This window comes from Hamadaea sp. NPDC050747 (assembly GCF_040654195.1).
GTDB lineage: Bacteria > Actinomycetota > Actinomycetes > Mycobacteriales > Micromonosporaceae > Hamadaea.
The window spans coordinates 70,681-97,401 of record NZ_JBFAHM010000019.1 but is presented as its reverse complement, the minus strand read 5'-3'; the positions used below and the strand labels follow the sequence as shown (position 1 = coordinate 97,401).

At 70.1% G+C, this 26,721-nt stretch carries 19 protein-coding genes, 1 pseudogene and 1 riboswitch; of the genes and pseudogenes, 13 read left to right on the top strand and 7 right to left on the bottom strand.

Translation table 11 applies throughout. The features are described 5' to 3' along the window. Positions 1 to 198 precede the first annotated feature (198 nt). A complete protein-coding gene (glyA, locus tag AB0H43_RS35845) occupies positions 199 to 1,464 on the bottom strand; it encodes a serine hydroxymethyltransferase (protein WP_360007146.1) in 1,266 nt (421 codons plus the stop codon). A 38-nt stretch (positions 1,465 to 1,502) separates the two neighbouring features. Continuing rightward, a riboswitch (ZMP/ZTP riboswitch) is annotated at positions 1,503 to 1,595 on the bottom strand. Positions 1,596 to 1,725: 130 nt separating this feature from the next. Here glyA and AB0H43_RS35840 point away from each other — a divergent pair. After that, positions 1,726 to 3,699: a cellulase family glycosylhydrolase gene (locus AB0H43_RS35840; protein ID WP_360007143.1), complete on the top strand. Its 1,974-nt coding sequence runs from the start codon at positions 1,726 to 1,728 to the stop codon at positions 3,697 to 3,699. A 162-nt stretch (positions 3,700 to 3,861) separates the two neighbouring features. Here AB0H43_RS35840 and AB0H43_RS35835 read toward each other — a convergent pair. The 3 genes and pseudogenes from AB0H43_RS35835 to ilvD form a co-directional block, all read right to left on the bottom strand. Beyond that, positions 3,862 to 4,659: pseudogene (locus tag AB0H43_RS35835) on the bottom strand (dolichyl-phosphate beta-glucosyltransferase); the annotation flags it as partial. Positions 4,660 to 4,738: 79 nt separating this feature from the next. Next, the gene (locus tag AB0H43_RS35830) at positions 4,739 to 5,323 is read right to left on the bottom strand and encodes a thioredoxin family protein (RefSeq protein ID WP_360007140.1); all 585 of its coding nucleotides are present in this window, start codon (positions 5,321 to 5,323) and stop codon (positions 4,739 to 4,741) included. A gap of 150 nt (positions 5,324 to 5,473) precedes the next feature. Next, positions 5,474 to 7,321, bottom strand: coding sequence for a dihydroxy-acid dehydratase (ilvD, locus tag AB0H43_RS35825; protein WP_360007137.1), 1,848 nt, complete (start codon positions 7,319 to 7,321; stop codon positions 5,474 to 5,476). 152 nt (positions 7,322 to 7,473) lie between these two features. Here ilvD and AB0H43_RS35820 point away from each other — a divergent pair, with 152 nt between their 5' ends. The 6 genes from AB0H43_RS35820 (at position 7,474) to serA (ending at position 16,770) form a co-directional block, all read left to right on the top strand. Continuing rightward, positions 7,474 to 9,783 carry an EAL domain-containing protein gene (locus AB0H43_RS35820; RefSeq protein WP_360007134.1) on the top strand — a complete coding sequence of 770 codons (2,310 nt, stop codon included), beginning with the start codon at positions 7,474 to 7,476 and terminating at the stop codon, positions 9,781 to 9,783. A 143-nt stretch (positions 9,784 to 9,926) separates the two neighbouring features. Next, positions 9,927 to 11,747 (top strand): acetolactate synthase large subunit, encoded by a 1,821-nt coding sequence (locus AB0H43_RS35815; protein WP_360007131.1) that lies wholly within the window; start codon positions 9,927 to 9,929, stop codon positions 11,745 to 11,747. Continuing rightward, positions 11,747 to 12,268: an acetolactate synthase small subunit gene (ilvN, locus tag AB0H43_RS35810; protein ID WP_253760931.1), complete on the top strand. Its 522-nt coding sequence runs from the start codon at positions 11,747 to 11,749 to the stop codon at positions 12,266 to 12,268. The genes AB0H43_RS35815 and ilvN overlap by 1 nt, the downstream gene beginning before the upstream one ends. A gap of 169 nt (positions 12,269 to 12,437) precedes the next feature. Continuing rightward, a complete protein-coding gene (ilvC, locus tag AB0H43_RS35805) occupies positions 12,438 to 13,448 on the top strand; it encodes a ketol-acid reductoisomerase (protein WP_360007128.1) in 1,011 nt (336 codons plus the stop codon). Positions 13,449 to 13,614: 166 nt separating this feature from the next. Continuing rightward, positions 13,615 to 14,904 carry a mannosyl-3-phosphoglycerate synthase gene (mpgS, locus tag AB0H43_RS35800; RefSeq protein ID WP_360007125.1) on the top strand — a complete coding sequence of 430 codons (1,290 nt, stop codon included), beginning with the start codon at positions 13,615 to 13,617 and terminating at the stop codon, positions 14,902 to 14,904. 267 nt (positions 14,905 to 15,171) lie between these two features. After that, positions 15,172 to 16,770, top strand: a complete 1,599-nt coding sequence (serA, locus tag AB0H43_RS35795; RefSeq protein WP_360007122.1) for a phosphoglycerate dehydrogenase — start codon at positions 15,172 to 15,174, stop codon at positions 16,768 to 16,770. Positions 16,771 to 17,451: 681 nt separating this feature from the next. Here the strand turns inward: serA and AB0H43_RS35790 are convergent. Continuing rightward, positions 17,452 to 18,363, bottom strand: a complete 912-nt coding sequence (locus tag AB0H43_RS35790; protein WP_360007119.1) for a hypothetical protein — start codon at positions 18,361 to 18,363, stop codon at positions 17,452 to 17,454. Continuing rightward, a complete protein-coding gene (locus AB0H43_RS35785) occupies positions 18,360 to 19,124 on the bottom strand; it encodes a hypothetical protein (RefSeq protein ID WP_360007116.1) in 765 nt (254 codons plus the stop codon). The genes AB0H43_RS35790 and AB0H43_RS35785 overlap by 4 nt, the downstream gene beginning before the upstream one ends. 118 nt (positions 19,125 to 19,242) lie before the next feature. Here AB0H43_RS35785 and AB0H43_RS35780 point away from each other — a divergent pair, with 118 nt between their 5' ends. Together AB0H43_RS35780 and AB0H43_RS35775 are read left to right on the top strand one after the other, a co-directional pair. Beyond that, entirely contained in the window at positions 19,243 to 20,274 is a 1,032-nt protein-coding gene (locus tag AB0H43_RS35780; protein ID WP_360007113.1) for a 3-isopropylmalate dehydrogenase, read from the top strand. A 162-nt stretch (positions 20,275 to 20,436) separates the two neighbouring features. Continuing rightward, on the top strand, positions 20,437 to 21,522 hold the full coding sequence (locus tag AB0H43_RS35775; protein ID WP_360007110.1) for a branched-chain amino acid aminotransferase: 1,086 nt from the start codon (positions 20,437 to 20,439) through the stop codon (positions 21,520 to 21,522). A 359-nt stretch (positions 21,523 to 21,881) separates the two neighbouring features. Here AB0H43_RS35775 and AB0H43_RS35770 read toward each other — a convergent pair whose 3' ends face one another. After that, complete coding sequence (locus AB0H43_RS35770) at positions 21,882 to 22,637, bottom strand: bifunctional DNA primase/polymerase (RefSeq protein WP_360007108.1); 756 nt, start codon at positions 22,635 to 22,637, stop codon at positions 21,882 to 21,884. A 240-nt stretch (positions 22,638 to 22,877) separates the two neighbouring features. Here AB0H43_RS35770 and AB0H43_RS35765 point away from each other — a divergent pair, with 240 nt between their 5' ends. From AB0H43_RS35765 to AB0H43_RS35750, 4 genes are all read left to right on the top strand, one after another. Beyond that, a complete protein-coding gene (locus tag AB0H43_RS35765; protein ID WP_360007105.1) occupies positions 22,878 to 24,110 on the top strand; it encodes a helix-turn-helix domain-containing protein in 1,233 nt (410 codons plus the stop codon). After that, the gene (locus AB0H43_RS35760; protein ID WP_360007102.1) at positions 24,107 to 24,646 is read left to right on the top strand and encodes a flavoprotein; all 540 of its coding nucleotides are present in this window, start codon (positions 24,107 to 24,109) and stop codon (positions 24,644 to 24,646) included. Before AB0H43_RS35765 ends, AB0H43_RS35760 begins: the two co-directional genes overlap by 4 nt. Positions 24,647 to 24,724: 78 nt before the next feature. Beyond that, on the top strand, positions 24,725 to 25,726 hold the full coding sequence (locus AB0H43_RS35755) for a glyceraldehyde 3-phosphate dehydrogenase NAD-binding domain-containing protein (protein WP_360007099.1): 1,002 nt from the start codon (positions 24,725 to 24,727) through the stop codon (positions 25,724 to 25,726). Between the two features lie 115 nt (positions 25,727 to 25,841). Next, on the top strand, positions 25,842 to 26,678 hold the full coding sequence (locus AB0H43_RS35750) for a Nif3-like dinuclear metal center hexameric protein (protein ID WP_360007156.1): 837 nt from the start codon (positions 25,842 to 25,844) through the stop codon (positions 26,676 to 26,678). Positions 26,679 to 26,721 lie beyond the last annotated feature (43 nt).

The following is a 26,721-nucleotide window of genomic DNA, read 5'->3' as shown; positions in this document are numbered from 1 at the left end:
AGCACGCCCTACGACGAAGCCACCGCCTGGACCAGCAACCAGCAAGACCAACAACTCGCCGCTTGACAGTCCAGCCGCATGGGATGTCTAACCCATCTCAGATACCCCGGAGACGGCGCTGGATCAGGGATCCGGGTCGAATCTTGGGTCAAGATTCGGCCGAGATCCCTGATCCAGCGCCGAAAGAACGGAAAGCGGTCAGGCGGTGTAGCCGGGCATCGGGTACCCGGCGAGCAGGTCGCGTACCTCGCCGGCGATCCGGTCGAGGGCGGCGGTGTCCTCCTTGACGGCGGCCGTCACCGTCTGGTCCATCCACTCGGCGACCTGCGGCATCTGCGCCTCGGTGAGGCCCCGCGTGGTGAGCGCGGCGGTGCCGAGGCGGATGCCCGACGGGTCGAACGGGCGGCGCGTGTCGAACGGCACGCCGTTGAAGTTCAGCTCGATCCCGGCCGCGTCCAGCGCCTTGGCGGCCGGCTTGCCGGGGATGCCCTTGCTGGTCAGGTCGATGAGGATCAGGTGGTTGTCGGTGCCGCCGGAGACCAGGTCGAAGCCACGCTCGTTGAGCGCTGCCGCCAGGGCCGACGCGTTCGCGACGATCTGGTGGGCGTACCCCTTGAAGGACGGCTGGGCCGCCTCGTGGAGCGCGACCGCGATGCCGGCGGTGGTGTGGTTGTGCGGACCGCCCTGCAGGCCGGGGAAGACGGCCTTGTCCACCGCGGTGGCGTGCTCGGCCTTGGCCATGATCATGGCGCCGCGCGGGCCGCGCAGGGTCTTGTGCGTGGTGGTCGTGACGACGTCGGCCAGGCCGATCGGCGACGGGTGCGCGCCGCCCGCGATCAGGCCGGCGATGTGTGCGATGTCGGCCATCAGGATCGCGCCGACCTCCTGCGCGATCTCGGCGAACGCGGGGAAGTCGATGGTCCGCGGGATGGCGGTGCCGCCCGCGATGATCAGCTTCGGCCGCTCGGCCAGGGCCAGTTCACGGACCTTGGTCATGTCGACGCGACCGGTCTCGGGCTCGACGCCGTAGTGCACCGGGCGGAACCACTTGCCGGTGATGGAGACCGGCGAGCCGTGCGTGAGGTGGCCGCCGTGGGCCAGCGACATGCTCATCACGGTGTCGCCCGGCTGCAGGAAGGCGAGGTAGATCGCGAGGTTAGCCGGCGACCCGGAGTACGGCTGCACGTTGGCGTGCTCGGCGCCGAACACGGCCTTCGCGCGCTCGACCGCGAGGCTCTCGATCGGGTCGATGAGCTGCTGGCCCTCGTAGTACCGCTTGCCCGCGTAGCCCTCGGAGTACTTGTTGGTCAGGACCGTGCCGGTCGCCTCGAGGACGGCGGCGGAGACGTAGTTCTCGGAGGCGATCATGCGCAGCTTGTCGTGCTGGCGCTGGGCTTCCTGCTCGATCAGGTCGGCGAGGGCGGGGTCCTCGGCCGCGAGGTGCGAGATCTTCGGCTCGTGCATGGGTCAACCTCCTGGCAGGCTGCTGGCAGACGTAACTCGGCCCGCACCCAGGCGCACGGTGCGTTGTGGCCGATCGGATCGCTCCCCGGTGGTTCTCCACCCGAAGTTCCGCGCCAGTCGCGACCTGTCGAAGTTTAGGCCACCTGCCCAGCGGCCCCGTCGGCCGCCTCCTGGGCGGTTCGGTCGTGGTGTTGACACTTAACCGGTTCAGTGATGTGATGGCGCTCTCACGGACCACCCGACGCCTCAAGGAGTACGCCCATGCTCCGGCGCTTCTGCCTGCTGCTCGCGGCATGCCTCGCCGTCGTCCTGCCCGTCACCCCGGCGTACGCGTCGGACCCGGGCTACGTCACCCGTCAGGGGACCCAGCTGAAGCTGAACGGCAAGCCGTTCAAGTTCTACGGCAGCAACAACTACTACCTGATGTACCAGTCGCCGGCGATGGCCGACGACGTCTTCGCCGACGCGCAGGCGGCCGGGTTCACCGTGCTGCGTACGTGGGCCTGGCTGGACATCGGCAACGCCGACGGCAGCGACTCCGTCGCCGGCAAAGCCAACGGCGTGTACCTGCAGTACTGGGATCCGGTGACGGGCGCGCCCGCGTACAACGACGGGCCGGACGGGCTGCAGCGCCTCGACTACGTCCTCTACCGCGCGAAGCAGAGCGGGATCAAGCTCGTCCTCGCCTTCACCAACAACTGGAGCGACTTCGGCGGCATGGATCAGTACGTGCGCTGGGCCGGGCTGTCGCACCACGACGACTTCTACACCGACGCCCGGATCAAGGGCTGGTACAAGGACTGGATCAGCCACGTGCTGAACCGCACCAACAGCTTGACCGGCGTGAAGTACTCCGACGATCCGACGGTCATGACCTGGGAACTGGCGAACGAGCCACGCTGCCAGGGCTCGGGCGTCTACCCGACCTCCGACGCCTGCGGCATGCAGCACCCGGAGACGATCACCGCGTGGGCCGACGAGATGACCCGGCACGTGAAGTCGATCGACCCCAAGCACCTGGTCAGCGTCGGGGAGGAGGGCTTCACCTGCGCCAACCTCGGCACCGACGACTGGACCACCAACTGCGGGCCGGGCACCGACAGCGCGGCGCTCACCGCGTTACCCGCCGTCGACGTGATGTCCTTCCACCTCTACCCGGACGGGTGGGGCAAGACGGCGTCGTGGGGCACCCGGTGGATCTCGGACCACATCGCGACGGCTCACCGCCTCGGCAAGGCCGTGATGCTCGGCGAATTCGGCTACAAGGACAAGGCCACCCGCAACCCGGTCTATCGAGAGTGGACAGACACGGTGCGGGCCGCCGGTGGCAACGGCTTCCTCTACTGGATCCTCTCGGGCTCCCAGGACGACGGCACGCTCTACCCCGACTACGACGGGTTCACGGTCTACTGCCCGAGCCCCGTCTGCACGACGATCGCCAACGGCGGCGACGAACTCGTCCACGGGCAGAGCAGCCGTCCGCCGGTCGCCGACCACGACACCGCCGTCACCGAGTTCGACACTCCGGTCACGCTGCACCCGCTCGCCAACGATGTGGCGTACCGGACGTATCTGCGGGTGGCGTCGCTCGATCTCCAGCCCGACGTAGCCGGGGTCCAGGGCTCGGTCACGGTCGGCGGTGGCGTCTTCACCGCGGCCTCCGGCGACGTGAGCTTCGTGCCCACCTCCGGGTTCGTGGGCAAGACGACCGCGCACTATGTCGTACGCGACGCGGCGGGCCGCCTCTCGAACGTCGCCGACCTGGTGGTGACCGTCAAACCCGATCCGACGGCGGCGATCGCCATCGAGTCGTGGGAGTCCGGGGTGGACGGATGGGCCGCGGGGAGCTGGCAGGCCAACGCCGGAACCGTCGCGCAGACCGCCGACTTCCACACCGACGGGGCGTATGGGTTGCACGTGGCGGCCGCCGACGGCGGGTGGTTCGGCAACACCGCGGCCCAGCCGTTGAACATCGCAGGCAAGGCGACCCTGAAGTACGACATCCGCGCCGGGGCGGCCGCAGGCACCTCGACGACGGTCGCGTTGCAGGTCGGCGCGGGCTGGGCCTGGTGCCAGGGCTCGTGGACCTGGGTGCCGCAGGGTGCGTCCACCACGATCGAGATCGACCTGTTCAACGGGGTGTCGTGCGACCAGACCGCGCTGGGCGAGGTCCACGGCGTCCTGATCTACCTCAGCTCGGGCGACTTCGACCTGGACAACGTCCGGGCCGAGTGAGGCCGGGCGCTTCAGCGGCGCCGGCCGGCGTAGGAGTGGGAGCCGCCCGGCCGGCGCTTCCTGATCATTGCGTCAGCCATGCTGCTTCGGGCGGCGAAATGCCCGAAGCACCAGCATGGCTGACGCAATGATCACGCCTGGGCGGGGGGCGTATGGGCGACCCCGGCCGAGCCGTTCGCGGAGGTGCGCCAGCGGCAGCGCACCGGTCAGCAGGCTACGCCCGACGCGGGCGATCCCGCGCAGGTCGGCCTTGACGGTCGCGACGATGTCGACCCGGCTGTCGGGGTCGTCCACCCAGTCGACCGGCACCTCGTGGATCCGCATCCCCGCGTTCTGGGCGAGCACGAGCAGTTCGGTGTCGAAGAACCAGCCGGTGTCCTCGACCAGCGGCAGCAACTCCCGGGCCACGTCGGCCCGGATCGCCTTGAACCCGCATTGGGCGTCGGAGAACGACGCGGCCAGGGTTCCCCGGAGTAGCAGGTTGTAGCCCCGGGAGATCACTTCCCGCTTCGCGCCCCGCACGACGCGGGACTGCCGGGCCAGCCGGCTGCCGATCGCCACGTCGGAGTGGCCGGTGATCAGCGGCGCGATCAGCGGCAACAGGGCCGCCAAGTCGGTCGACAGATCCACGTCCATGTACGCCAGCACGGCGGCGTCCGAGGCGGACCAGACGTGGCGCAGGGCACGGCCCCGGCCCTTCTCCTCCAGGCGTACCACTCGGGTGTGCGGAAGGTCCGCCGCGAGCCCGGCGGCGACCAGCGGCGTCGAGTCGACGGACGCGTTGTCGGCGATCGTGATCCGGAAGGTGTAGGGCAGATGCCGGGTGAGGTACGCGTGCAGCCGCCGGACGCTGGGCCCGAGGTCGGCCTCCTCGTTGTAGACCGGGATGACCACGTCCAGGACGAGTTGCCGCTGGTCGGCGGGGTGCGCGATACCGGGTGCAAGGGTCGGGGCTGTCATGGCGTCCAGGCTGGCCGGGCCGGGTCAGCGGCGGATCGGCCTGGCCTGGACGGCACCTGTGAGTCGGGCTCGCCGGAGGTCAGGCGGGCTCGTTGCCCGGCTTCCACTTGATCGAGCAGCCGGTGCTCGGCCAGTGCGGCTCGGGCACGGACTCGCCTGCGAGCACCGCGTCGACTGCGGCGGCCAGCGACTCCCCGGTCGCCTGCGCGCCGTTCTTGGGTCGCGAGTCGTCGAACTGCCCCCGGTACGCCAGCGGCCGCCGTCCCTCGGCGTCTGCCGGACCGTAGAGGAACAGGTCCGGGGTGCAGGCGGCTCGATAGGCGGTCGCGACCTGCTGGCTCTCGTCGTGCAGGTACGCGAACTGGAAGCCGGCCCGCTCGGTCTGCTCCACGAGCTTCGCCGGGGCGTCGTCCGGATAGTTCTCGACGTCGTTCGCGCTGATCGCGACCGTGGCGAGACCGAGCTTGGCGTACCGGGTGGTCAGCTCGCCGAGCGCCGCCTCGATGTGCCGGACGTAGGGGCAGTGGTTGGACAGGAACGCCACGAGCAGCGCCGGGGACTCCCGGTAGTCGTCGAGCGAGACGGGCTCGCCGGTCGCGGCGGAGGGCAGAGTGAAGGCGGGCGCGGGGGTGCCCAGCTCCACCATGAAGGAGTTGACGGCCATGCGCCCCAACGTATCCCGCTCATGTGAACGCGGCCGCCTGGGCACCGGCCCGCTTGAGCGCTGGATCAGGGTTCTCGGTCGAATCTTGACCAAGATTCGACCCGGATCCCTGATCCAGCGCTCAAGGCTGGGCGGCGGGAAGGGGTCAGGTCAGTCGGGGACGCGCCGGTACGCCCCGTCGCTGGCGCTGGTCGTCATCGACGCGTACGCCCGCAGTGCCGCGCTGATCGGCCGGACCCGGTCGACCGGCGTGTACGGCTTGTCCCGCTTGTCCTGGGCGACCCGCCGGGCGTCGAGGACGTCCTGCGGTACCTCCAGGACGATGCTGCGGGCCGGGATGTCGATGCTGATGATGTCGCCGGGCTCGACGAGCGCGATGAGTCCGCCGCCGGCCGCCTCGGGCGAGATGTGCCCGATGGACAGCCCGCTGGTGCCGCCGGAGAACCGGCCGTCGGTGATCAGCGCGCAGCTCTTGCCCAGGCCCCGGCCCTTGAGGAAGGAGGTCGGGTAGAGCATCTCCTGCATGCCCGGCCCGCCCTTGGGGCCCTCGTAGCGGATGACCACGACGTCGCCGGGGACGATCTGGCCGGCGAGGATGCCGGTGACCGCGTCGTCCTGGGACTCGAACACCTTGGCCGGTCCGCTGAACCGCCAGACCTCCTCGGGCACGCCCGCCGTCTTGACCACGCAGCCGTCCTCGGCGAGGTTGCCGTGGAGCACGGCGAGCCCGCCGTCGGCGGTGTACGCGTGCTCGACCGAGCGGATGCAACCGCCCGCCGCGTCGGTGTCCAGCGTGGCCCACCGGTTCTGCGTCGAGAACGGCTCCGTCGTACGCACTCCGCCCGGAGCGGCGTGGAACAGTTCGATCGCCGCGTCGCTCGTGGATCCGCTGCGGATGTCCCACTCGGCCAGCCACGACGTCAGGTCGGGGGAGTGCACGGAGTGGACGTCGCGGTGCAGCATCCCGCCGCGGTCGAGTTCGCCGAGGATGGCGGGGATGCCGCCGGCCCGGTGGACGTCTTCCATGTGGTACTTCGGCGAGTTCGGCGCGACCTTGGCCAGGCAGGGCACCCGGCGGGAGACGGCGTCGATGTCGGCGACGCCGAAGTCCAGCTCGGCCTCCCGGGCCGCGGCCAGCAGGTGCAGCACGGTGTTCGTCGAGCCGCCCATCGCGACGTCGAGCGCCACGGCGTTCTCGAACGCCTCACGGGTGGCGATCGCCCGCGGGAGCACCGAGGCGTCGTCGCCGTCGTAATAGCGCTTGCACAGGTCGACGATCAGCGAACCCGCCCGCTCGAACAGCTCCTTACGGGCGGCGTGGGTGGCCAGCGTGGATCCGTTGCCGGGCAGGGCCAGGCCGATCGCCTCGGTCAGGCAGTTCATCGAGTTCGCGGTGAACATGCCGGAGCAGGAGCCGCAGGTCGGGCAGGCGGACCGCTCGATCCGGTCGAGGTCGGCCTCGCTGACGGAGTCGTTGGAGGCGGCGACCATCGCGTCGATCAGGTCGAGCTTCTCGTGGACGACGCCCTCGATCGCCACCGTCTTGCCGGCCTCCATGGGGCCGCCGGAGACGAAGACCGTCGGGATGTTGAGCCGCAGCGCGGCCAGCAGCATGCCCGGCGTGATCTTGTCGCAGTTGGAGATGCAGACCAGGGCGTCGGCGCAGTGCGCCTGCACCATGTACTCCACGGCGTCGGCGATCAGCTCGCGGCTGGGCAGCGAGTAGAGCATGCCGGCGTGGCCCATCGCGATGCCGTCGTCGACCGCGATGGTGTTGAACTCGCGGCCCACTCCGCCGGCCGCCGCCACCGCGTCGGCGACGAGGCCGCCGAGGTCCTTGAGGTGGACGTGACCCGGTACGAACTGGGTGTAGCTGTTGGCGATGGCGACGATCGGCTTGCCGAAATCGTCGTCGGTCATGCCGGTGGCGCGCCACAGCGCCCGTGCGCCCGCCATAGTCCGGCCGTGCGTGGAGGTCCTCGACCGCAGCTCAACCATGCTGAAAAGTCTGCCACCGCGATTCCGGAACGGCTCGCCGCGCACCCGGCCCGGTCCATCTGTCGGGAACCCGTCCCTCGAACGCCGAATTGTTAACTCCGAATCGCACAGCGGGTGCGGAAAGGATCTTTTCGGTACGGCAGAGTGGAATCGTGCTCCTCCCCCCGGGACTGCCGGCAGCCGCTCCGCTGGAGCGGCCGCTGGCGCTCGCGGCCACGGTGAGCGCCATCGTCGCGCTGCCGGGTGCCTGGTCCCTGTGGCGAGCGGCCCGCGCCAGCGGCCGGTCCTCCCGCGGCCCCCGGCTCCTCGCCGTCGGGGTCGTGGTGGTCCTGGCCGGGCCGCTCCTCGCAACCGTCGCCGCGCTCGCCTTCCTGGCCGACGGCTGGCAGGACGATCGGCACGGACGCATGATGCTCGGCGGGCTGATCGCCCTCGGCGCCATCCTCGGCGCTCCCATCCTCGGCTGGGGACTGCTCCGGCTGCCGGGCATCGGCGACACCCCGGGCGTACGCACGAGGCACCTGCTCGACGGGCTGACCATCGGCGCGGCGTTGTTCATCTGCGGCTGGGTGCTCGTGGTCAACCCGAACTCGGCCTTGTTCCCGCTGCCGAGCCGGGGCGGCTGCGTGCCGATCGCGGTCGCCGCGGTGCTGACCCCGTTGACCGCCGGGCTGGCCTTGACCTTGTCCACCCGCGTGCAGCCGCCCCGGCGGCCGATCGCGCGGGCGGCCCTCGGCGCGGCGCTGGCCGTGATCGCCGAGACCGCCCTCGGCACCGGCATCTGCTACGGGTTGAGCTGGATGATCCTGGTGGGCGGCGGGCTGCTGCCGCTCGGCGTCGGGCTGATGGCGTACCGCCCGCGCTGGCGCGACGTCCGGGCCGAACTCGAACTCCCCGCCCCGACCTCCGGCCTGCTCACCGCGCTGACCCCGGTGTTCGCCATCCTCGTGGCGACGACGTACCAGGCGTCGCGGAACGAGGGCACCCTCGACCTGCCGACCATCATCGCCGGCATGGTGGTCGGGCTGCTCCTGGTCGCCCGGCAGCAGCTCGGCTACCTCGATGTGAAGCGGTACGCCACCCGCCTGGCCGACAGCGAACGCCACTTCCGGGAGCTGGCCCACACCGATCCGCTGACCGGGCTCAGCAACCGGCGCGGCCTGCTGCGGACGCTGTTCGAGGACGCCGTCGGCGGCCCGCCGTGCACCCTGCTCGCCATCGACCTGGACGGCTTCAAGAACGTCAACGACATGCGCGGCCACGACGTCGGCGACGACGTGCTGGTCGAGGTCGGCCAGCGGCTGCGGCTCAACCTGCGCCCCGGCGACGTGGCGGCCCGGCTCGGCGGCGACGAGTTCGCGGTGCTCATGTGGGCGCGCCCGGCCGAGGCGATGCTCGTCGCCGAACGGCTGCTCGGCGTCTTGTGCCGGCCGTATCAGGCGCGGCAAGGCATGGTCTACCTCTCGGCCAGCATCGGGCTCGCCGGCTGCAAGGAGGCCGACAGCGTGCCGATGCTCATGCGCAACGCCGATCTGGCGTTGCGCTTCGCCAAGCAGCGGGGCAAGAACCGGGTCGAGGAGTACTCGCAGGAGTACGACGAATGGCTGCGGCGGCATACGACGCTCGAGCACGAGTTGCGGGGAGCGATCGAGCGCGACGAGTTGCGAGTGGTGTTCCAGCCGGTCGTGGCGCTGCCGTCGATGCGCCCGATCGGGGCGGAGGCCCTGATGCGGTGGCACCATCCGGAGCTGGGCGCCATCCGGCCCGACGAGTTCATCCCGATCGCCGAGGAGTCCGGGCAGATCGTCCAGCTCGGCACGTGGGTGCTCAACGAGGCGTGCCGCCAGCTGTCCCGGTGGCTCGCCGACGGCCACGACGTCTGGGTGTCGGTCAACGTCTCGCCGCGCGAACTGCACCCCGCGGAGTACGTGACGCGCGTCGCCGAGGTGTTGCGGGCGCATCGCGTACCGGCGTCGCGGCTCGTCTTCGAGGTCACCGAGCAGGCCGTCGCGACCGACCTCGACGAGCTGAAGGCCCGGCTCGCGGCGCTGCGCGACATGGGCGCGCGGATCGCGCTCGACGACTTCGGCTCCGGCTACTCCTCGCTCGGGCAGCTGCGCCATCTGCCCGTCGACATCCTCAAGATCGACCACAGCCTGGTCTGGGACACCGGCGTCCGCGAGTCGCAGCCCGCTCCGATGGTGGACGTGGTGGTACGCATGGGGCACCGGCTCGGGCTGGAGGTCATCGCCGAGGGGATCACCGACAAGGGTCAGCGCGCGACGGTGGAGCGCGCCGGGTGCCGATTCGGACAGGGCAGCCTCTTCGGCTGGGGAGTGCCGGCGGAGCATATGGAAGCGCTGCTCGCCTCGGCTCAGCCGTCGATGCTGCCGGCACAGCCGACACCGTTGTCCCAGAAGCTGGGAGAAGTTGACTCAGCGGCTGAGATGCGTAAGAGTTGACGCCATGTCGACCCGGCACGTCGCCCGAGTACTTACCTGAGCGCACTCTCAGCAAGATCGAGAGTGCGCTAGCCCCGTGCATACAGCACGAGGGCTTTTTTATTGGGTTCAGACGGCCGTTGGGGTTACCGAGAGGCAGAGGAATGACCAGACCCACACCGGAGGCGCTCGCTCAGCGGGCCGCCGCCCATCGCACGGCGGCCACCCCGCCGCCGCCCGCACCCGTCTCGGTGACCGGCGCGCAGAGCCTGGTCAAGTCGCTGGAGGCGCTCGGAGTAGAGGTGATGTTCGGGATTCCGGGCGGCGCCATCCTCCCGGCGTACGACCCGATCTTCGACTCCTCCGTCCGGCACATCCTCGTCCGCCACGAGCAGGGCGCGGGGCACGCGGCGACCGGGTACGCACAGGCCACCGGCAAGGTGGGCGTCTGCATCGCGACGTCCGGCCCGGGTGCGACCAACCTCGTCACGCCGATCGCCGACGCGTACATGGACTCGGTGCCGATCGTCGCGATCACCGGGCAGGTGGCGCGGCCCTCGATCGGGTCGGACGCCTTCCAGGAGGCCGACATCCAGGGCATCACGCTGCCGATCACCAAGCACAACTTCCTCGTGCAGGAAGGCGAGGACATCCCCCGCATCCTGGCCGAGGCGTTCCACCTCGCCGCGACCGGCCGGCCGGGCCCGGTGCTGGTCGACATCCCCAAGGACGTGCTGACCAACCAGACCACCTTCAGCTGGCCCCCGGTCCTGGACCTGCCCGGCTACCGGCCGACCCTGCACCCGCACGGCAAGCAGATCCGCGAGGCCGCCCGGCTGATCGGCCAGGCCAAGCGCCCGGTTCTGTATGTGGGCGGCGGCGTGCTGAAGGCGCAGGCGACCGACGCGCTGAAGGAGCTGGCCGAGCTGACCGGCGCGCCGGTGGTGACCACCCTGATGGCGCGCGGCGCGTTCCCCGACTCGCACCCCCAGCACCTGGGCATGCCCGGCATGCACGGCACCGTCGCGGCGGTGTACGCCCTCCAGCGCTCGGACCTGCTGATCGCCCTGGGCGCGCGGTTCGACGACCGGGTGACCGGCAAGCTGGAGACCTTCGCGCCGGACGCGCAGATCATCCACGCCGACATCGACCCCGCCGAGATCGGCAAGAACCGCACGGTGGACGTGCCGATCGTGGGCGACGCCAAGCACGTCATCGAGGAGCTGTTGACCGCGCTCGCCGGGCAGGACGAGGCGAGCCGCAAGCGGCTGGCCGAGTGGTGGAGCCAGCTCGACCAGATGCGAACCACCTATCCGCTGGGCTACGACGAGCCCAGTGACGGCACCCTCGCCCCGCAGTACGTCATCCAGCGCATCGGTGAGATCGCCGGACCCGAGGCGATCTACGTCGCCGGTGTCGGCCAGCACCAGATGTGGGCCAGCCAGTTCATCAAGTACGAGAAGCCGGGCACCTGGCTGAACTCCGGCGGCCTGGGGACCATGGGGTACGCCGTTCCCGCCGCCATGGGCGCGAAGGTCGGCCGGCCCGGGACCGTGGTCTGGGCGATCGACGGCGACGGCTGCTTCCAGATGACCAACCAGGAACTCGCGACCTGCGCCCTCGAAGGCATCCCGGTCAAGATCGCCGTGATCAACAACGGCAACCTGGGCATGGTCCGGCAGTGGCAGACGCTGTTCTACGGCGAGCGCTACTCCAACACCGACCTCGGTACGCACAAGCACCGCATCCCGGATTTCGTGAAGCTCGCGGAGGCGCTCGGCTGCATCGGGATGCGCTGCGAGAGCGCGGCCGACGTCGACAAGACGATCGAGGCCGCGATGGCGATCGACGACGCCCCCGTCGTGGTGGAGTTCGTGGTCGGCAAGGATGCCATGGTGTGGCCGATGGTGGCCGCGGGCACGAGCAACGACGAGATCATGTTCGCCCGGGGCGTGCGCCCCATCTTCGACGAGGACGACCTGTGATGGCCACGAAGCACACGCTGTCGGTTCTGGTGGAGAACAAGCCGGGCGTGCTCGCCCGGGTCTCGGGGCTGTTCTCCCGGCGCGGGTTCAACATCGACTCGCTCGCGGTGGGGGAGACCGAGCATCCCGAGATCTCCCGGATCACCATCGTGGTGGACGCGGAGACCCAGCCGTTGGAGCAGGTCACCAAGCAGCTCAACAAGCTGATCAACGTGCTGAAGATCGTGGAGCTGGAGCCGGCCGCCTCGGTGCAGCGCGAACTGCTGCTCGTGAAGGTGCGGGCGGACCGGCCGATCCGGTCGCAGGTGCTGGAGACGGTGCAGCTGTTCCGGGCGCGCGTCGTGGACGTCGCGGCGGACGCTCTCACCATCGAGGCGACCGGGACCTCGGAGAAGCTCGACGCGCTGCTCCGGGACCTGGAGCCGTTCGGGATCAAGGAGATGGTGCAGTCGGGCCGGGTCGCGATCGGCCGGGGCTCGCGCTCCATCACCGCCGCTCCGGCACTCCGCTCCGCCGCCTGACCCGTGTCGTTTGCGCTGGATCAGGGTTCTCGGTCGAATCTTGGACCAAGATTCGACCCGGAACCCTGATCCAGCGGGTTCACATTGTGAGACGTCCCGTCCCACCGTACGGGCCAGCGACGGCCCGGCGGCAGGATGAGCAAGGTTTGCCCAGGAAGGAAGAGTTCAAGTGACCGAGGTTTTCTACGACGACAACGCCGACCTCTCGGTGATCGCCGGCCGCAAGGTCGCGGTGATCGGCTACGGCAGCCAGGGGCACGCGCACGCGCTGTCGCTCCGTGACTCGGGCGTCGACGTCCGGGTGGGCCTGCCCGAGGGCTCGAAGAGCCGGGCCAAGGCGGAGGAGCAGGGTCTGCGGGTCGTCACCCCGTTCGAGGCGGCCGCCGAGGCCGACGTCATCATGATCCTCGCGCCGGACACCGCCCAGCGGAAGATCTACGCCGAGTCCATCGAGCCGAACCTGACCGCCGGCAAGGCGCTCTTCTTCGGGCACGGGCTCAACATCCGGTACGGCCTGATCAAGCCGCCCGCCGACGTCGACGTGGCGATGGTCGCGCCGAAGGGCCCGGGTCACCTGGTCCGGCGGCAGTACGTCGACGGCAAGGGCGTGCCGTGTCTGGTCGCCGTCGAGCAGGACGCCACCGGCGGCGCGCTCGCCCTGGCCCTGTCGTACGCCAAGGGCATCGGCGGCACCCGCGCCGGCGTCATCCAGACCACCTTCACCGAGGAGACCGAGACCGACCTCTTCGGCGAGCAGGCTGTCCTCTGCGGCGGTACGGCGGCGCTGGTGCAGACCGGCTTCGAGGTGCTCACCGAGGCCGGCTACGCGCCCGAGATCGCGTACTTCGAGTGCCTGCACGAGCTGAAGCTCATCGTGGACCTGATGTACGAGGGCGGCATCGCCCGGATGCGGTACAGCGTCTCCGACACCGCCGAGTACGGCGATGTGACCCGCGGCCCGCGCGTCATCAACTCCGCCGTCAAGGAGGAGATGAAGAAGATCCTGGGCGAGATCCAGTCGGGCGAGTTCGCTCGCGAGTGGATCGCCGAGGACGACGCCGGTCGCCCGAACTTCACCAAGCTGCAGCAGCAGGGCGCGGACCACCCCATCGAGGAGGTCGGCAAGAAGCTGCGCGGAATGATGAGCTGGGTCGACCGGCCGATCACCGAGACCGCCTGAGAAATTCGGGACCACCGAACCTTCAGGTAAGAGACGGGCCACGCCGGGGCGATCCCTCGAAGCGTGGCCCGTTTTGTCGGTCTGCGTCACAGAGTGTTCATCCGCTTGGCGTCAACTGAAACCGCAAGGGTGGGTGCTTTATCGTCCGTTCAGGTATCGTCCGGCCATGCGGTTGGAGTATTCGTACCGAACGGAGCGGTTCGGCGCCGTCCGAATCAGCCCGTTGCAGCGAGTCGTCGAGATCGACGCCTCCGCGGCCGATGACGAGGTCGAGCGGGTCCAAGGGGACGGCTCGACCCGAGTGGTCGGCCGGGACACGCTCCGGGGAATCGAACGCGACATGGTCATCGTCGTCCCCTGCATGAACGAGCCGCGCCGGGTGATCGAGGGAGTCCTCGCGGGCATTCCGCACGACTGCCTGATCGTCCTCGTCTCGAACAGCGACCGGACCCCCGTGGACCGGTACGACATCGAGCTGCGCTCACTGGAGGAGTACTGCCGGTTGGCCAATCGGCCGGCGTTGGCGGTGCATCAGAGCGATCCCGGGGTGGGCGCCGCCATGAAGGCGGCGGGCATGCCCGAGATCGTCGACGAGACCACCGGCGGCGTACGCGGCGGCAAGGGCGAGGCGATGATCCTGGCCATGGCCCTGGCCGCGATGAGCGGCCGTCGCTACATCGGCTACGTGGACGCCGACAACTACGTCCCCGGGTCGGTCCACGAGTACTGCAAGGTCTACGCGGCCGGGCTGGCGTTGGCCGACAGTCCTTACTCGATGGTCCGCATCGCCTGGGACTCCAAGCCGAAGGTCCGTGACGGGCGGCTGTTCTTCAGCAAGCGCGGGCGGACGTCGGAGGTCACCAACGACTTCCTCAACCGGCTGCTCGCCGAGTACTCCGGGTTCGGCACCGACGCGATCGTCACCGGCAACGCCGGTGAGCACGCGCTGAGCCTGGAGCTGGGGCTGCGGATGCGGATGGCCGGCGGCTTCGCCGTCGAGCCGTTCCAGTTCGTCGAGCTGTTCGAACAGTTCGGCGGCGTGCTGCCGGACGCCTCCCCGGTCCCGCCCGAGGTCGGCGTGCCGATGCTCCAGATCGGCACCTGCAATCCCCACTTCCACGACAACAAGGGCGACGAGCACGTCCAGTCGATGCGCTTCCAGGCGCTCAACGTGCTCTACCACTCCCCGGTGTGCCCGCCCTCCCTGCGTACGGAGATCCTGGATTTCCTGATCCTTCAGGGGGCGCTGGAGCCGGGCCAGGAGCCGCCGCGGGAACGCGTCTACCCGCCGGTCGGCACGCTCGCCCTCGATCGCCTCTACGACGTCCTGGCCGGTGGGGCGACGTCGTTCCGTCAGTTCGGTCACAAGGTGACCGCTGTGACTCCGCGCACGGTCGTGCCGATCGAGCGGGGTGTCGTACGCGACACGGTTCGGGAGACATCGGTGCTCGCATAGGCCGTTGCCCGCCCGGGACGCGCCCGATAGCGTCCCGGGACCCGGGTGACGTGATGACCGTCACGCCGTGCCAGCCCAGCGCCGGATGCCCGGCAAGCCGTACGATTCGCCTGGTAGAGCCCGAGCGCGGCGTTGCGTTCCGGCGGTCCTCCCCACCCGGAGCGGCCGTCTGCGGCGTGCCACCATCACACGTCATGTCGCGGGCCGGTTCTCTCTTTTCTGCCCTGGCCCGTCCGGCCTGGATCACAAGAATCCCGTGAGGCAACAGTGACTCCCGTCGTTCTCATCGCCGAAGAGCTCGCTCCTGCGGCCCTCGACGTCCTCGCTCACGACTTCGACGTCCGCCACGTCGACGGCACCGACCGCCCGGCCCTGCTCGCCGCGCTGGCCGAAGCCGACGCCGTGATCGTCCGAAGTGCCACCAAGATCGACGCCGAGGCGATCGCGGCCGGTTCCCGGCTCAAGGTCGTGGCCCGTGCCGGGGTCGGCCTGGACAACGTCGACTCCGCCGCCGCGACCGCGCGGGGCGTGATGGTCGTCAACGCGCCGACCTCCAACATCGTCTCCGCCGCGGAGCAGGCCGTCGCGCTGCTGCTCGCGGTCGCCCGGCACACCGCCGCCGCGAGCGCCTCGCTCAAGAAGGGCGAGTGGAAGCGCTCGAAGTTCACCGGCGTCGAGATCCAGGGCAAGACGGTCGGCGTGGTCGGCCTCGGCCGGATCGGCGTCCTCTTCGCGCAGCGGATGGCCGCGTTCGGCACCCGGCTCATCGCGTACGACCCCTACGTCCAGCCGGCCCGCGCCGCTCAGCTCGGCGTCCGCCTGGTGGGCCTGGAGGAGCTGCTCCGCGAGTCCGACTTCATCTCGATCCACCTGCCGAAGACCCCGGAGACGCTCGGCCTCATCGGCGTCAACGAACTCAAGATGGTCAAGCCGGGCGTACGCATCGTCAACGCCGCGCGCGGCGGGCTCATCGACGAGGCCGCCCTGGCCGACGCGGTCGCCGACGGCCGGGTCGCCGGCGTGGGCCTGGACGTCTTCGCCAAGGAGCCGTGCACCGACTCGCCGCTGTTCGCCTTCGACAACGTCGTGGCCGTCCCGCACCTGGGCGCGTCCACTGCGGAGGCACAGGACAAGGCGGGCCTGGCCGTGGCCAAGAGCGTGAAGCTCGCCCTCCAGGGCGAGTTCGTGCCGGACGCCGTCAACGTGCAGGCCGGCGGGGTCGTGGCCGAGGAGGTCCGCCCGCTGCTGCCGCTCGCGGAGAAGCTCGGCAAGGTCTTCACCGCGGTCGCCGGCGGGGTCGCCGCCAGCGTCACGGTCGACGTCCGCGGCGAGATCATCGCCCACGACGTGTCGGTCCTCAAGCTCGCCGCGACCAAGGGCCTCTTCGGCGCCGTCGTGGAGGAGCAGGTCACCTACGTCAACGCGCCGCTGCTGGCGGCGGACCGGGGCGTCGAGGTCGAGCTGGTCACCGCAGCCGAGGTCGTGGGGCACAAGAATCTCGTGACGGTACGCGGAGCGAAGCCGAACGGTCGCGTCGTCACCGTCTCGGGCACGGTCGTGTCGAACGGTCTCCGCGACCAGGTGAAGCTGACCGCAGTCGACGACTTCGACCTGGAGCTGGACGCGGAGGGCGTGCTCCTCTTCTTCCGGTACGCCGACCGCCCCGGCATCGTCGGCACCATCGGCACCTTCCTCGGCCAGGCCGGGGTCAACATCGCCTCGATGCAGGTCGCCCGGCGGGCTGCCGGTGGCGAGGCGCTGATGACCCTGACCGTCGACAGCGGAATCGGCGCCGAGCTGCTGCAGCAGGCGGCCGCGTCCATCGGCGCGACTGCGGCGGCGGCGGTCGACCTCACCGAAGAGTGACCGGATGCTTGCTTTGCGTTGCGACGCCCGCTAACCTGCTGAAGTCCCCAGTGGACTTCGGGTCCGTCTTCGGGTGACGCGACCCGCATGTGCTCAAAACCGATGGCCGGGACGATTGCCGCGTCCCGGCCATCGGCGCACCTTCCCCGGGTCCGCCTCCCGCGCTTTCCCGCTCCCCGTTCTTTCGGCGCGCTCTCCCGCCCCGCTCTTTCCGCGCGATCATGAACCTTCGGTCGTGATCGGCCGGCGTGTCGTGTCCCGAGCGCCCTGATCGATCCCGCGGCGTACTGATCAACTCACCGTCGCGGCCGGTCTCGATAAGCGCTCGATTCGGAAGCGCGCTGCGGCGAGATCAAGTGCCCTGGGTCTGCGATCTCCGGCTCGAATCGGAGATCATGTTCCCGTGGTATGCGCTGGAGGGGCCCATTCCGCATACCACCGGAGCATGATCTTGGAAATCGGCGTCGCAGAGCTGCCCACGGGCACTTGATCATGCGCTGCGACCGCGCCACCGCGACCGTGCGCGACTGCGACCGCGCGCCACCGCGACCGCGCGCGACTGCGACCGCGCGCGACTGCGACCGCGCGCGACTGCGACCCCGCGCGACTGCGACCCCGCGCCACCGCGACCGGGACCGCGGTGACCGGGGCGACCTGTGCGGCGACTGCGCCGGGTAAGGGCTAGCGCGCGGCCGTGCCGGCGAGGGACGCCGAGTGCAGTGCACGCGCCTTCGCCACGACCTCGCTGATCGGCTCCCGCATCGAAACCGCCGGGATGGACAGCACGCCCTGGAGGTGGCGTACTTGCCAGCGCCGCCACGGCTTCGGCTGGGCCCGCCGCAGGACGCCGTCCGCGTCGCGTAGGCGGAAGGCCAGCGACATCCCGTGGCCGAATTCCACTCGGTCGACCTCGGCCCAGCCGAAGGCCAGCCCGAGGTGGGGGATCGTCACCCCGTCGGCGTCCAGCGCCACCAAGGCGCCCCGCCCGCGGGGAATCATGGCGGCGGTCGCGAGATGGATCGCGCCGAGTGAGACGCCGAAGGTGATGACGACGCTTTCCGCCCAGGGGGTCAGCGTACGCAGGATGGCGGGGCTGTCCTCGGCCGTCATTTCGCCGACGCTGTCGAGCATGCTCAGCGTCATCGTGGCGGCGAAGACGCCCCAGGTGACCACGCCGAGGTCGTAGCCCGGGACGAGCAGCCGCCGGTGTGCGGTGAAGGGTTCGGTCGCCGGACGATGTACCGCGTTGAGCAGCGCCTCGGTGTTCACCCGTTCGACCCGCTCGGAGTGCCGGACGCTGACCGTGAACCAGATCGCCCCGACGAGGACGAGGATCTCGGCGCCCCGTATCCAGGCACCGAGGAGGAAGTCGACGACGCCCGACGCTCCGTATCGCCACGACGAGGGCAGGAAGGTCGGCAGCACCGCCACCGCCATGAGGGGAAACAGCCAGACGAGGAGGCGGCGGACGCGTACGCCCCAGTCGGCCGCCGCCCGCTGGATCGCGGGATCCGGGTGCGGGTAACCCTTCTGGGCGAGCCGTCGAACTTCGTCCCGCGTCGTCCGCGGAAGTTCACCCCACCGCATCGTCAACTGCCCTCCATCGACGCTCTTTTGAACGCGTGCGCTGTTCGGAGCAGGTCCACCAGCGGGGCCTGAAGCCAGTTCTCCCGCAGCAAGACGCAGCCGCCGTTCCGGGCGACGGCGCGGCGCTGCCGGCGGCCGGGCAGGGTGGTTTGCGGGTCCGCCAGGTGCAGAGCCAGTCCCAGGCGACGGGTGCCGGAGTCGGGGATCGGCCAGATCGCGTCGATCTCCGGCCAGCGCAGTGTGAGCCGGGCCTTGGGGAGTTCGACCCCGGCCGGGGTCAATCGCATCGCCACTCCAGGCAGTCGGGGCATGAACGGGTTGGCGTACGCCTCCGCCGCGACGAAGACGGCGATGACAGCGATCGTGATCGCAGTGACCGGGAGGCTGGCCGCCTGGTTGCCGACCCATGCGAAGACGGCGGTGTAGGCCAGCCAGATCGGCGGAAACGTGTTGTCCAGATGCCACCAGCGCGTTCGCACCTCGGACCGGACCGTCGCCGGGTCGGCGACCGCGGGACCACCGGCGAGGCCCAGCGTATGCAGCGCCTCGACCACCCGGGGGAGGCTGGAATCGCGTTTGACGCCGACGGCGAGGCTGCCCAGCACCAGCGCGAGGAGCGCTATCCCGAGATAGAGCGGGGCTTCCAGCCACCACATCAGGACGAGGCCGGCCATGCCGGCGGCCGCGACGAGGGAACCACGGCGCTCGATCGTCCGATAGGCGTGGATGGCTTCCTCGGGGGCCAGCGACTGCGGGGACAGCGGCATGGCGTCATTGTGCGGGCTGCCCGCCACGCGCGGGGGGCGTATCAATTAGTGAGACGCGAGTACCGCTTTGTAGGACGGAGCCCGTACAGTCGAGCGTACCCAACGGAGTGGAGACGTCGTGCGCATCGCAGTCGTGGCTGGTGACGGCATCGGGACCGAGGTGGTCGCCGAGGGACTCAAGGTGCTGCGCGCCTTGCTGCCCTCCGTCGAGACCACCGAATACGATCTCGGCGCGGCACGATACCACCGGACCGGCGAGGTGCTGCCGGCCAGTGTCCAGGAGGAGCTGGCCCAGCACGACGCGATCCTGCTCGGCGCGGTAGGCGACCCCAGTGTGCCGCCGGGCGTCCTGGAGCGCGGCCTGCTGCTGAAGCTCCGGTTCGACTTCGACCAGTACGTGAACCTGCGGCCCAGCCGGCTGTGGCCGGGCACCGCCGGGCCGCTGGCCGGAGTGAAGCCGGGCGAAATCGACTTCGTCGTGGTCCGGGAGGGGACCGAGGGTCTCTACACCGGTGCGGGCGGCTCCATGCACCGTGGCACGCCGGCCGAGGTGGCGACCGAGGAGAGCCTGAACACCCGCCACGGCGTCGAGCGCGTCATCCGCGACGCCTTCGAGCGGGCCACCCGGCGGGAGCGCCGCAAGGTCACGATGGTCCACAAGACGAACGTGCTGACCCACGCCGGCGGGCTGTGGGCGCGTGCCTTCGACGCGGTCAAGGCGGAGTACCCGGACGTCGCCACTGAATACCAGCACGTCGACGCGGCTTCGATGTTCATGGTGACGAATCCGCAGCGCTATGACGTGATCGTCACGGACAACCTGTTCGGCGACATCCTGACCGACATCGCCGCCGCCGTCACCGGTGGCATCGGCCTCGCCGCCAGCGGCTGCATCAACCCGCCTTCGGCGTACCCCTCGATGTTCGAACCGGTTCACGGCTCGGCGCCGGACATCGCGGGCAAGGGCATCGCGGACCCGGTGGCCGCGATCCTGTCGGTGGCCCTGTGCCTGGACCACCTCGGTCACCCCGAGGCGGCCCAGAAGATCAACGCCGCGGTGGCGGCGGAGCTCACGCAGCGCACCGGCACCGCGGTCGTGACCGCCGAGGTCGGGGACCGAGTAGCCGGCGCCGTAGTAGGCGCGCAGTAAAACCACGGCCCGGCCGTGGCCGGGCACGAGCATTCTCCCGTTGTCCGGCACAGCCCGGGTCTGCAGTTGAACGACCGTTAGAGGTAAGTTTCAGCCAGACCACGGTGACGCCCGCAGCGCGGCCGCGTCACCCCAGTGGCATCAGATGGAGGGCACGCCGCCATGGGAGACCTGTTCGAGATCCACCCCAACCCCCACCCGGTCGCGCGGGCGGAGCGTGAGGCGCTCCTGGCCAACCCAGGCTTCGGCCGGGTATTCACCGACCACATGGTGACCATCAAGTACGCGGAGGGCAAGGGCTGGTACGACGCACGCGTCGAGGCGCGCGGACCCCTCCCGCTCGATCCCGCGACGGCAGTGCTCCATTACGCGCAGGAGATCTTCGAAGGGCTCAAGGCCTATAAGCTCGCCGACGGCGGCGTGAGCCTGTTCCGCGCCGACGCCAACGCCGCCCGGTTCGTCGACTCGGCCCAGCGGATGGCGATGGCGCCGTTGCCGCCGGAGCTGTTCCTCGGCGCGATCCGCGAACTCGTCACCATCGACCGCGACTGGATCCCGGGCACCGAGGAGGCCAGCCTCTACCTGCGGCCGTTCCAGATCGCCAGCGAGGTGTTCCTCGGCGTGCGGCCGGCCAAGGAGTACATCTTCTGCGTCATCGCCTCGCCGGTCGGCGCGTACTTCACGGGCGGCGTCAAGCCGGTCTCGCTGTGGGTCTCCAGTGAGTACACCCGGGCCGCGCCCGGCGGCACCGGCGCGGCCAAGTGCGGCGGCAACTACGCCGCCTCGCTCGCGCCCATGCTCGAGGCGGCGGAGAAGGGCTGCGACCAGGTCGTCTTCCTCGACGCGGTGGAGCGCAAGTATGTCGACGAACTGGGCGGCATGAACGTCTTCCTCGTCCTTGACGACGGCACGCTGGTGACGCCGCCGCTGACGGGCACCATCCTGCCGGGCATCACGCGTGACTCGCTCATGACGCTGGCGCGCGCCGACGGCCGGGTCATCGAGGAGCGGCCGATCAGCATGGACGAGTGGCGCGACGGGGCGCTGAGCGGCCGCGTGGTGGAGTCGTTCGCCTGCGGCACCGCGGCCGTGGTCACGCCGATCGGCACCATCCGGTCCGAGGCCGGGGACTTCACCATCGCCGACGGCGGCACCGGGCCGGTCACCGCCGAACTGCGCAAGCGCATCCTGGACATCCAGTGGGGCCGGGCCGCGGACCCCTACGGCTGGTCGGCACGCATTCTCTGAGCCAGACCTCAGATTCAGGGATACGCGGAAAGCCCGCGTATCCCTGATCTGTTTTGGACAGGCGGCAGGGTGTGACAGGGAGACGGCAGTCAGCGACGCGGCGGACGGGACGACGTCGGCCGCGCGCCCGCCGGGCGGGATCCGACCGGCCGGGACCCGGCGGGACGGGTTCCGGCCCAGCTCATCGAACGGGTGACCCCCGTCAGGGTGTCGACGTCGGGGCCGGGGAGTCCTAGGTTTGCGGGAGTGCTGTGGTGTGCCATGTCAAACTCCTTCGATACCCCGACCAACGACAGCAGACGGGGCCGGACACTGGCACACCCTCCGCAATCGGACATTCTGCAGGGCATCGCGGACGTTCAGGCGGCACGGCGTAGAACTTCCACAGCGGCGTCCGCAGTAGACCGTGCGGATCTCCGCAGTGTCATGGGGTACACGGTGGCCGCGGGAGCGTGCGGCGCGGGTGTGATCGTCCGGCTGTGCCGGGAGTCCAGCAACGAGGCGTCCAACGCCACCATCGCCGCGATCAGCGCCTGCTGCGCCTGGTCGCTGGTCGGCAACCGCCAGCCCACGTCATCCGGGGAGACCTCCCAGCGGACGGGGCCGCTGCGCAGGCGGGTCGGCGGCAGCGGCACCCACGAATTCGCGGCATGGCACAGGACGTCGTCTCGGCAGGACAGTTCCGGGCGCAACCGTGCGGTCCGCCCCCGGCCGGTACGCACGAAGAACATCCAGCGGTCCTGGGGAGTGACGGCGACGGGGCCGCGCAACGAACCGGTGACCGACGGCCGGCCGGGCCCGGTGACCGGACCGCAGACGGCCCGCGCGCCGAGCAGCGCCGGAACCTCGATGACCTCGATGCCGTGCCCGGTGGCCAGCAGCAACGAATACGGCGCGTCTTGCCACCACTCCTCGATCTGCGCCGGATCGGTCGTCGCGTCGGCGTCCCAGTGGGCCAGTGCCGGATGGCACGAACTGGTGACGCAACCGGGCCGTCCACATTCGAATCGGGACGGCGCCTCGTCGCCCGCGGGTTCGAGCCAGGCCCCCGGAGTGACGGTCCAGTTCTCCTCCGCGAAGCGCATCGCGGCCCGCCGCAGTCGGAAGTGGGACACCCATCTGTCGATGGCCCAGTGCATCTCGTCGAACCCCCTATCCGTTGACCTGCTGTGCTTTCACCTGGTGTTTCCGACGTTGCCGCACTGCCGAACTTCACTATGCGGTATGGCGTCACCGGTACGGCGTACATCTCGTTGGACCAGGCAACAGCTTGTGCAACTTGCATCGAAAATTACGAGCGAGAGCGGTAACCTCAGCGCACATGGTGTGCGACTAGCCCCGGGGAGGTCGAGCACGTGGACGAGCTGCCGATAGGAAGACGGGTCGCCTACTGGCGCAACCGCCGGAAGATGTCCCAGCAGGTCTTCGCCGATCGCCTGGGCAAGTCCAAGAGTTGGGTCGACAAGGTCGAGCGCGGCGTACGCCGGCTGGACAAGTTCTCCGTGGTCTACGAGATCGCCGATGTGCTTCAGGTCGACGTGCAACTGTTGCTGGGCAAGGAACCTGAGCGCCGGCCGGAGTCCGTCAACTGCGTCGACGCCGTCGAGGTCGCCGAGATCCGCGCCGCGTTGGAGCGTTACGACGCGTTCAGCGCGTTCTTCTCGCCGGCTGCCGAACCGCCGCCCGTCGCGGAGATGCACAAGGCGGTCAATCACGCCTGGCTGACCTTCCAGCACGCGCGTTACGGCGTACTGGCCCGGAGTCTGCCGAAGCTGCTGCGGGACGCGCAGGCCGCCGACACCGCGTACGCGACGACGGACCAGGCGCGCGACGTGGCGAAGCTGCTCGGGCAGGTCTACCAGATCTCCTCGTCGGTGCTCCGCAAGCTCGGCGAGCTGGAGCTGGCCTGGCTGGCCGCCGACCGGTCGATCGCCGTGGCGCAGCGTGCCGGCGATCCGTTGCTCGCGGGCACCGCGACCTATCGGGTGGGCTCGGCCTTGCTGGCGCTCGGGCGGGCGCGCCCGGCGTTGGAGATCAACGTCAACGTGGCGAATCGTCTCGCTCCCGGTGGCGGTGGCGACACCACCCCCGAACAGCTGTCCGTCTACGGCATGCTGCTGCTCCAGGGCGCGATGGCGGCCGCCCGGATCGGCGACAGCGCCACGATGCGCGACCTGCTCGACGGGGCGGCCGACGCCGGTCAGGCCGTCGGCGAGGATCAGAACCACTACTGGAGCTGCTTCGGCCCCACGAACGTGCTGCTGCACCGCGCGGCGGCCAGTGTCGAACTCGGCGAGGGCGGCCTCGCGGTCAACGTGCACGAGCAGAGCATTCCGACGTCGTCGTTCACGACGCTGATGCCGGAACGGCGTGCGCATCACTACCTCGACATGGCTCGTGGCTTCGCCCAGGTCGGCGACGTCGACCGCGCGGGGGAGATGCTGCTGGAGGGTGACCGTCTCGCAGCCGCCGAGATCCGCTGCCGTCCCATCGCGCACGAGGTACTCTCGGACGTCCTCCGCCGCACCAAGGGCACCCCGACGGCGCCCATCGCGGAACTGGCCGAGCACATGGGAGTCGGCGTTTGACCGTCCTATATGTAGTCACGTGCGGCTCACCCGCCGCACGGGACGTGGCACGCCTGGTGACCGGCGCGCAGGAGATCGGCTGGGAGGTCTGTGTCGTCGCGACCCCGGACGGCCGCAAGTTCATCGACGTGCCGGCGCTCGCCGAGCTGACCGGATACGCCGTCCGCAGCACCTTCAAGAACCCCGGTGAGCCGGACCTGCTCCCGGCCGCCGACGCGATGATCGTCGCGCCCGCGACCGCCAACACCGTCGCGAAGTGGGCCGCCGGCATCGCCGACACCCTCGCCCTCGGGCTGCTCTGCGAAGGGCTCGGCCGCGGTCTGCCGATCGTCGCCGTGCCTTTCACGAACTCCGGCATGGCCGGGCACCCGGCGTTCGCCGAGGCGCTCGACCGGCTCCGCGGTTGGGGCGTGACCGTCCTCTGGGGACAAGACGTCCTGCCCGCCTTCCGCCCTGGTGAGGGGGAGGCGCATTTCGAGGCGATGCCGTGGGACCTCGCGCTGAGCGAGATCCGCAAACGCCTTGATGTGGCCTAGTCTGCGACGATCCCTCTCGGATACTGTGGGGTCGCTGAGCGTTAACGCCGGCGTCGACACTCCAAGGGGGACGATCTGGTGGCGGTCAGGGTCGGCATCAACGGCATGGGCCGCATCGGGCGAACCTTCTGGCGTGTGAGTCTGTCCCGGCCCGAGCTGGACGTGGTCGCGATCAACGACATCGCGCCCGCCGCCAACCTGGCGTACCTCATGAAATACGACTCCGTCCGGGGCCGGCTCCCGGCCGACATCACCAGCACGCCCCGGGCCGTCATGGTCGACGGGCTGCCGATGGCGGCGTACCAGGAGGCGGAGCCCGACCGGGTGCCCTGGGGCGACCTCGGCGTCGACGTCGTCCTCGAGGCGACCGGGCAGTTCTACTCGGCCGATCTCGCCGCCGCCCACCTGCGCGCCGGCGCCGGTCGGGTGCTCGTCTCAACGGCCACTGTGGACGCTGACGCGACCGTCCTCATGGGAGTCAACGAGGAGGGCTTCGACCGCGATCGGCACCGGATCGTGTCGCCCGCCTGCTGCACGAGCAGCGCCGTCGTCCCGATCCTCGCCGTCCTGCGTCATCTCGGCGAGCTGAAGGAAGGCACGCTGACCACCGTCCACGCGTACGACGCGACCAAGAGCGCGCTGCTGGACTCGCCGCACTGGAACCCGCGGATGGGCCGGGCGGCGGCCGCCAACCTGATCCCGGTGCCGCTCAAGCCGGGGAGTCTGCACGCCATGGGACTGGCCGTTCCGGAGATCGCCGGGCGGCTCGACGGGCTCCACGTCCGGGTGCCCGCGATCATCGGCTGCCTCGCCGACCTCGTCGTACGCATGCCGAACGCGCCCTCGGCGGAGATGGTCAACGCCGCCCTCGCCGCCGCGGCGGCCGGGCACTTCAAGGGCGTCCTCGGCTACACCGAGGAGCCGGTGGTCTCCTCCGACATCGTCGGGGCGGCCGAGTCGAGCATCGTCGACGGGCAGTTCACCACCGTCGTCGGCGACACGGTGAAGGTCGTGGCCTGGTACGACAACGAGTGGGGTTTCGCCCACCGCCTGGCCGACGTCACCGGGCTGCTCGGGTAGCGTCATCCGGATGAGTCCCGAAAACGGGTCGCCCAGCGACGCCGCCGACCGCGAGAACACGGTTCCCGGTCGAATCTTGGCCCAAGATTCGACCCAGAACCCTGATCCAGCCGGTATGGCGACGGCCGCTGCGGCGGGACCGCCGACGGTCGGCGCGGTGATCGCCGCACTGGACGGGTGGTATCCGCCCGTGACCGCCGCGAGCTGGGATCGAGTCGGTCTGGTGCTCGGCGAGCCGACGGCCGTCGTCGAGCGGGTGCTCTGCGTCGTCGACGTCGTGCCGGAAACCGCTCAGCAGGCTCTCGACCTGGGCGTACAGCTCATCGTGTCGCATCATCCGCTGCTCTTCCGGGGTGTCTCCTCCGTCGCGCCGACCACGTACGCCGGTCGCATCGTGCACGACCTGATCCGCGGCGGCGTCGCGCTGCACGTGGCGCACACCAACGCCGATGTGGCGCCGGACGGGGTGAACGAGGCACTCGCCGACCTGTTCGGGCTGACCGACCGGGAGCTCATGACGCCGGAGGGCATCGGCCGGGTCGGCACGCTCCCGGCACCGCTGTCGCTGCGCGAGCTGACCCAGCGGACGGCGCAGGTGCTGCCGGTGACCGCGTGGGGCGTACGCGCCGCCGGCGATCCGGATCGGGTGATCACCCGGCTCGCGGTCAGCTCGGGTTCGGGCGCCGAGCACCTCGCCGACGCCGTCGCGAAGGGGGCCGACGCGGTCGTCACCTCCGACGTGAAGCACCACTACGCGAGCGAGCACATCGCCGCCGGCGGCCCGGCGATCGTCGAGGCGGCCCACTGGGCGACCGAGTGGCCGTGGCTGCCCAGGGTGGCCGGGTTGCTGCGAAACGCCTTCGGTATTGAGACGATCGTCTCCCAGATCCGGACCGACCCGTGGAACCTGTACGCCTCCGGCGGAGAATTGATCAGTGAGCCACGTGGTTGATCATGGCGCTGCGGACACGACACACCGGCCGATCATGGCGATA

Bases quoted from the DNA above. Each gene is read 5' to 3' on its own strand.
- AB0H43_RS35775 (WP_360007110.1), top strand. From the start codon at position 20,437: ATGGGAGACCTGTTCGAGATCCACCCCAACCCCCACCCGGTCGCGCGG.
- AB0H43_RS35830 (WP_360007140.1), bottom strand. From the start codon at position 5,323: ATGGCCGTCAACTCCTTCATGGTGGAGCTGGGCACCCCCGCGCCCGCC.
- ilvN (WP_253760931.1), top strand. From the start codon at position 11,747: ATGGCCACGAAGCACACGCTGTCGGTTCTGGTGGAGAACAAGCCGGGC.
- AB0H43_RS35815 (WP_360007131.1), top strand. From the start codon at position 9,927: ATGACCAGACCCACACCGGAGGCGCTCGCTCAGCGGGCCGCCGCCCAT.
- mpgS (WP_360007125.1), top strand. From the start codon at position 13,615: ATGCGGTTGGAGTATTCGTACCGAACGGAGCGGTTCGGCGCCGTCCGA.
- ilvD (WP_360007137.1), bottom strand. From the start codon at position 7,321: ATGGTTGAGCTGCGGTCGAGGACCTCCACGCACGGCCGGACTATGGCG.
- AB0H43_RS35750 (WP_360007156.1), top strand. From the start codon at position 25,842: ATGGCGACGGCCGCTGCGGCGGGACCGCCGACGGTCGGCGCGGTGATC.
- glyA (WP_360007146.1), bottom strand. From the start codon at position 1,464: ATGCACGAGCCGAAGATCTCGCACCTCGCGGCCGAGGACCCCGCCCTC.
- AB0H43_RS35785 (WP_360007116.1), bottom strand. From the start codon at position 19,124: ATGCCGCTGTCCCCGCAGTCGCTGGCCCCCGAGGAAGCCATCCACGCC.
- AB0H43_RS35840 (WP_360007143.1), top strand. From the start codon at position 1,726: ATGCTCCGGCGCTTCTGCCTGCTGCTCGCGGCATGCCTCGCCGTCGTC.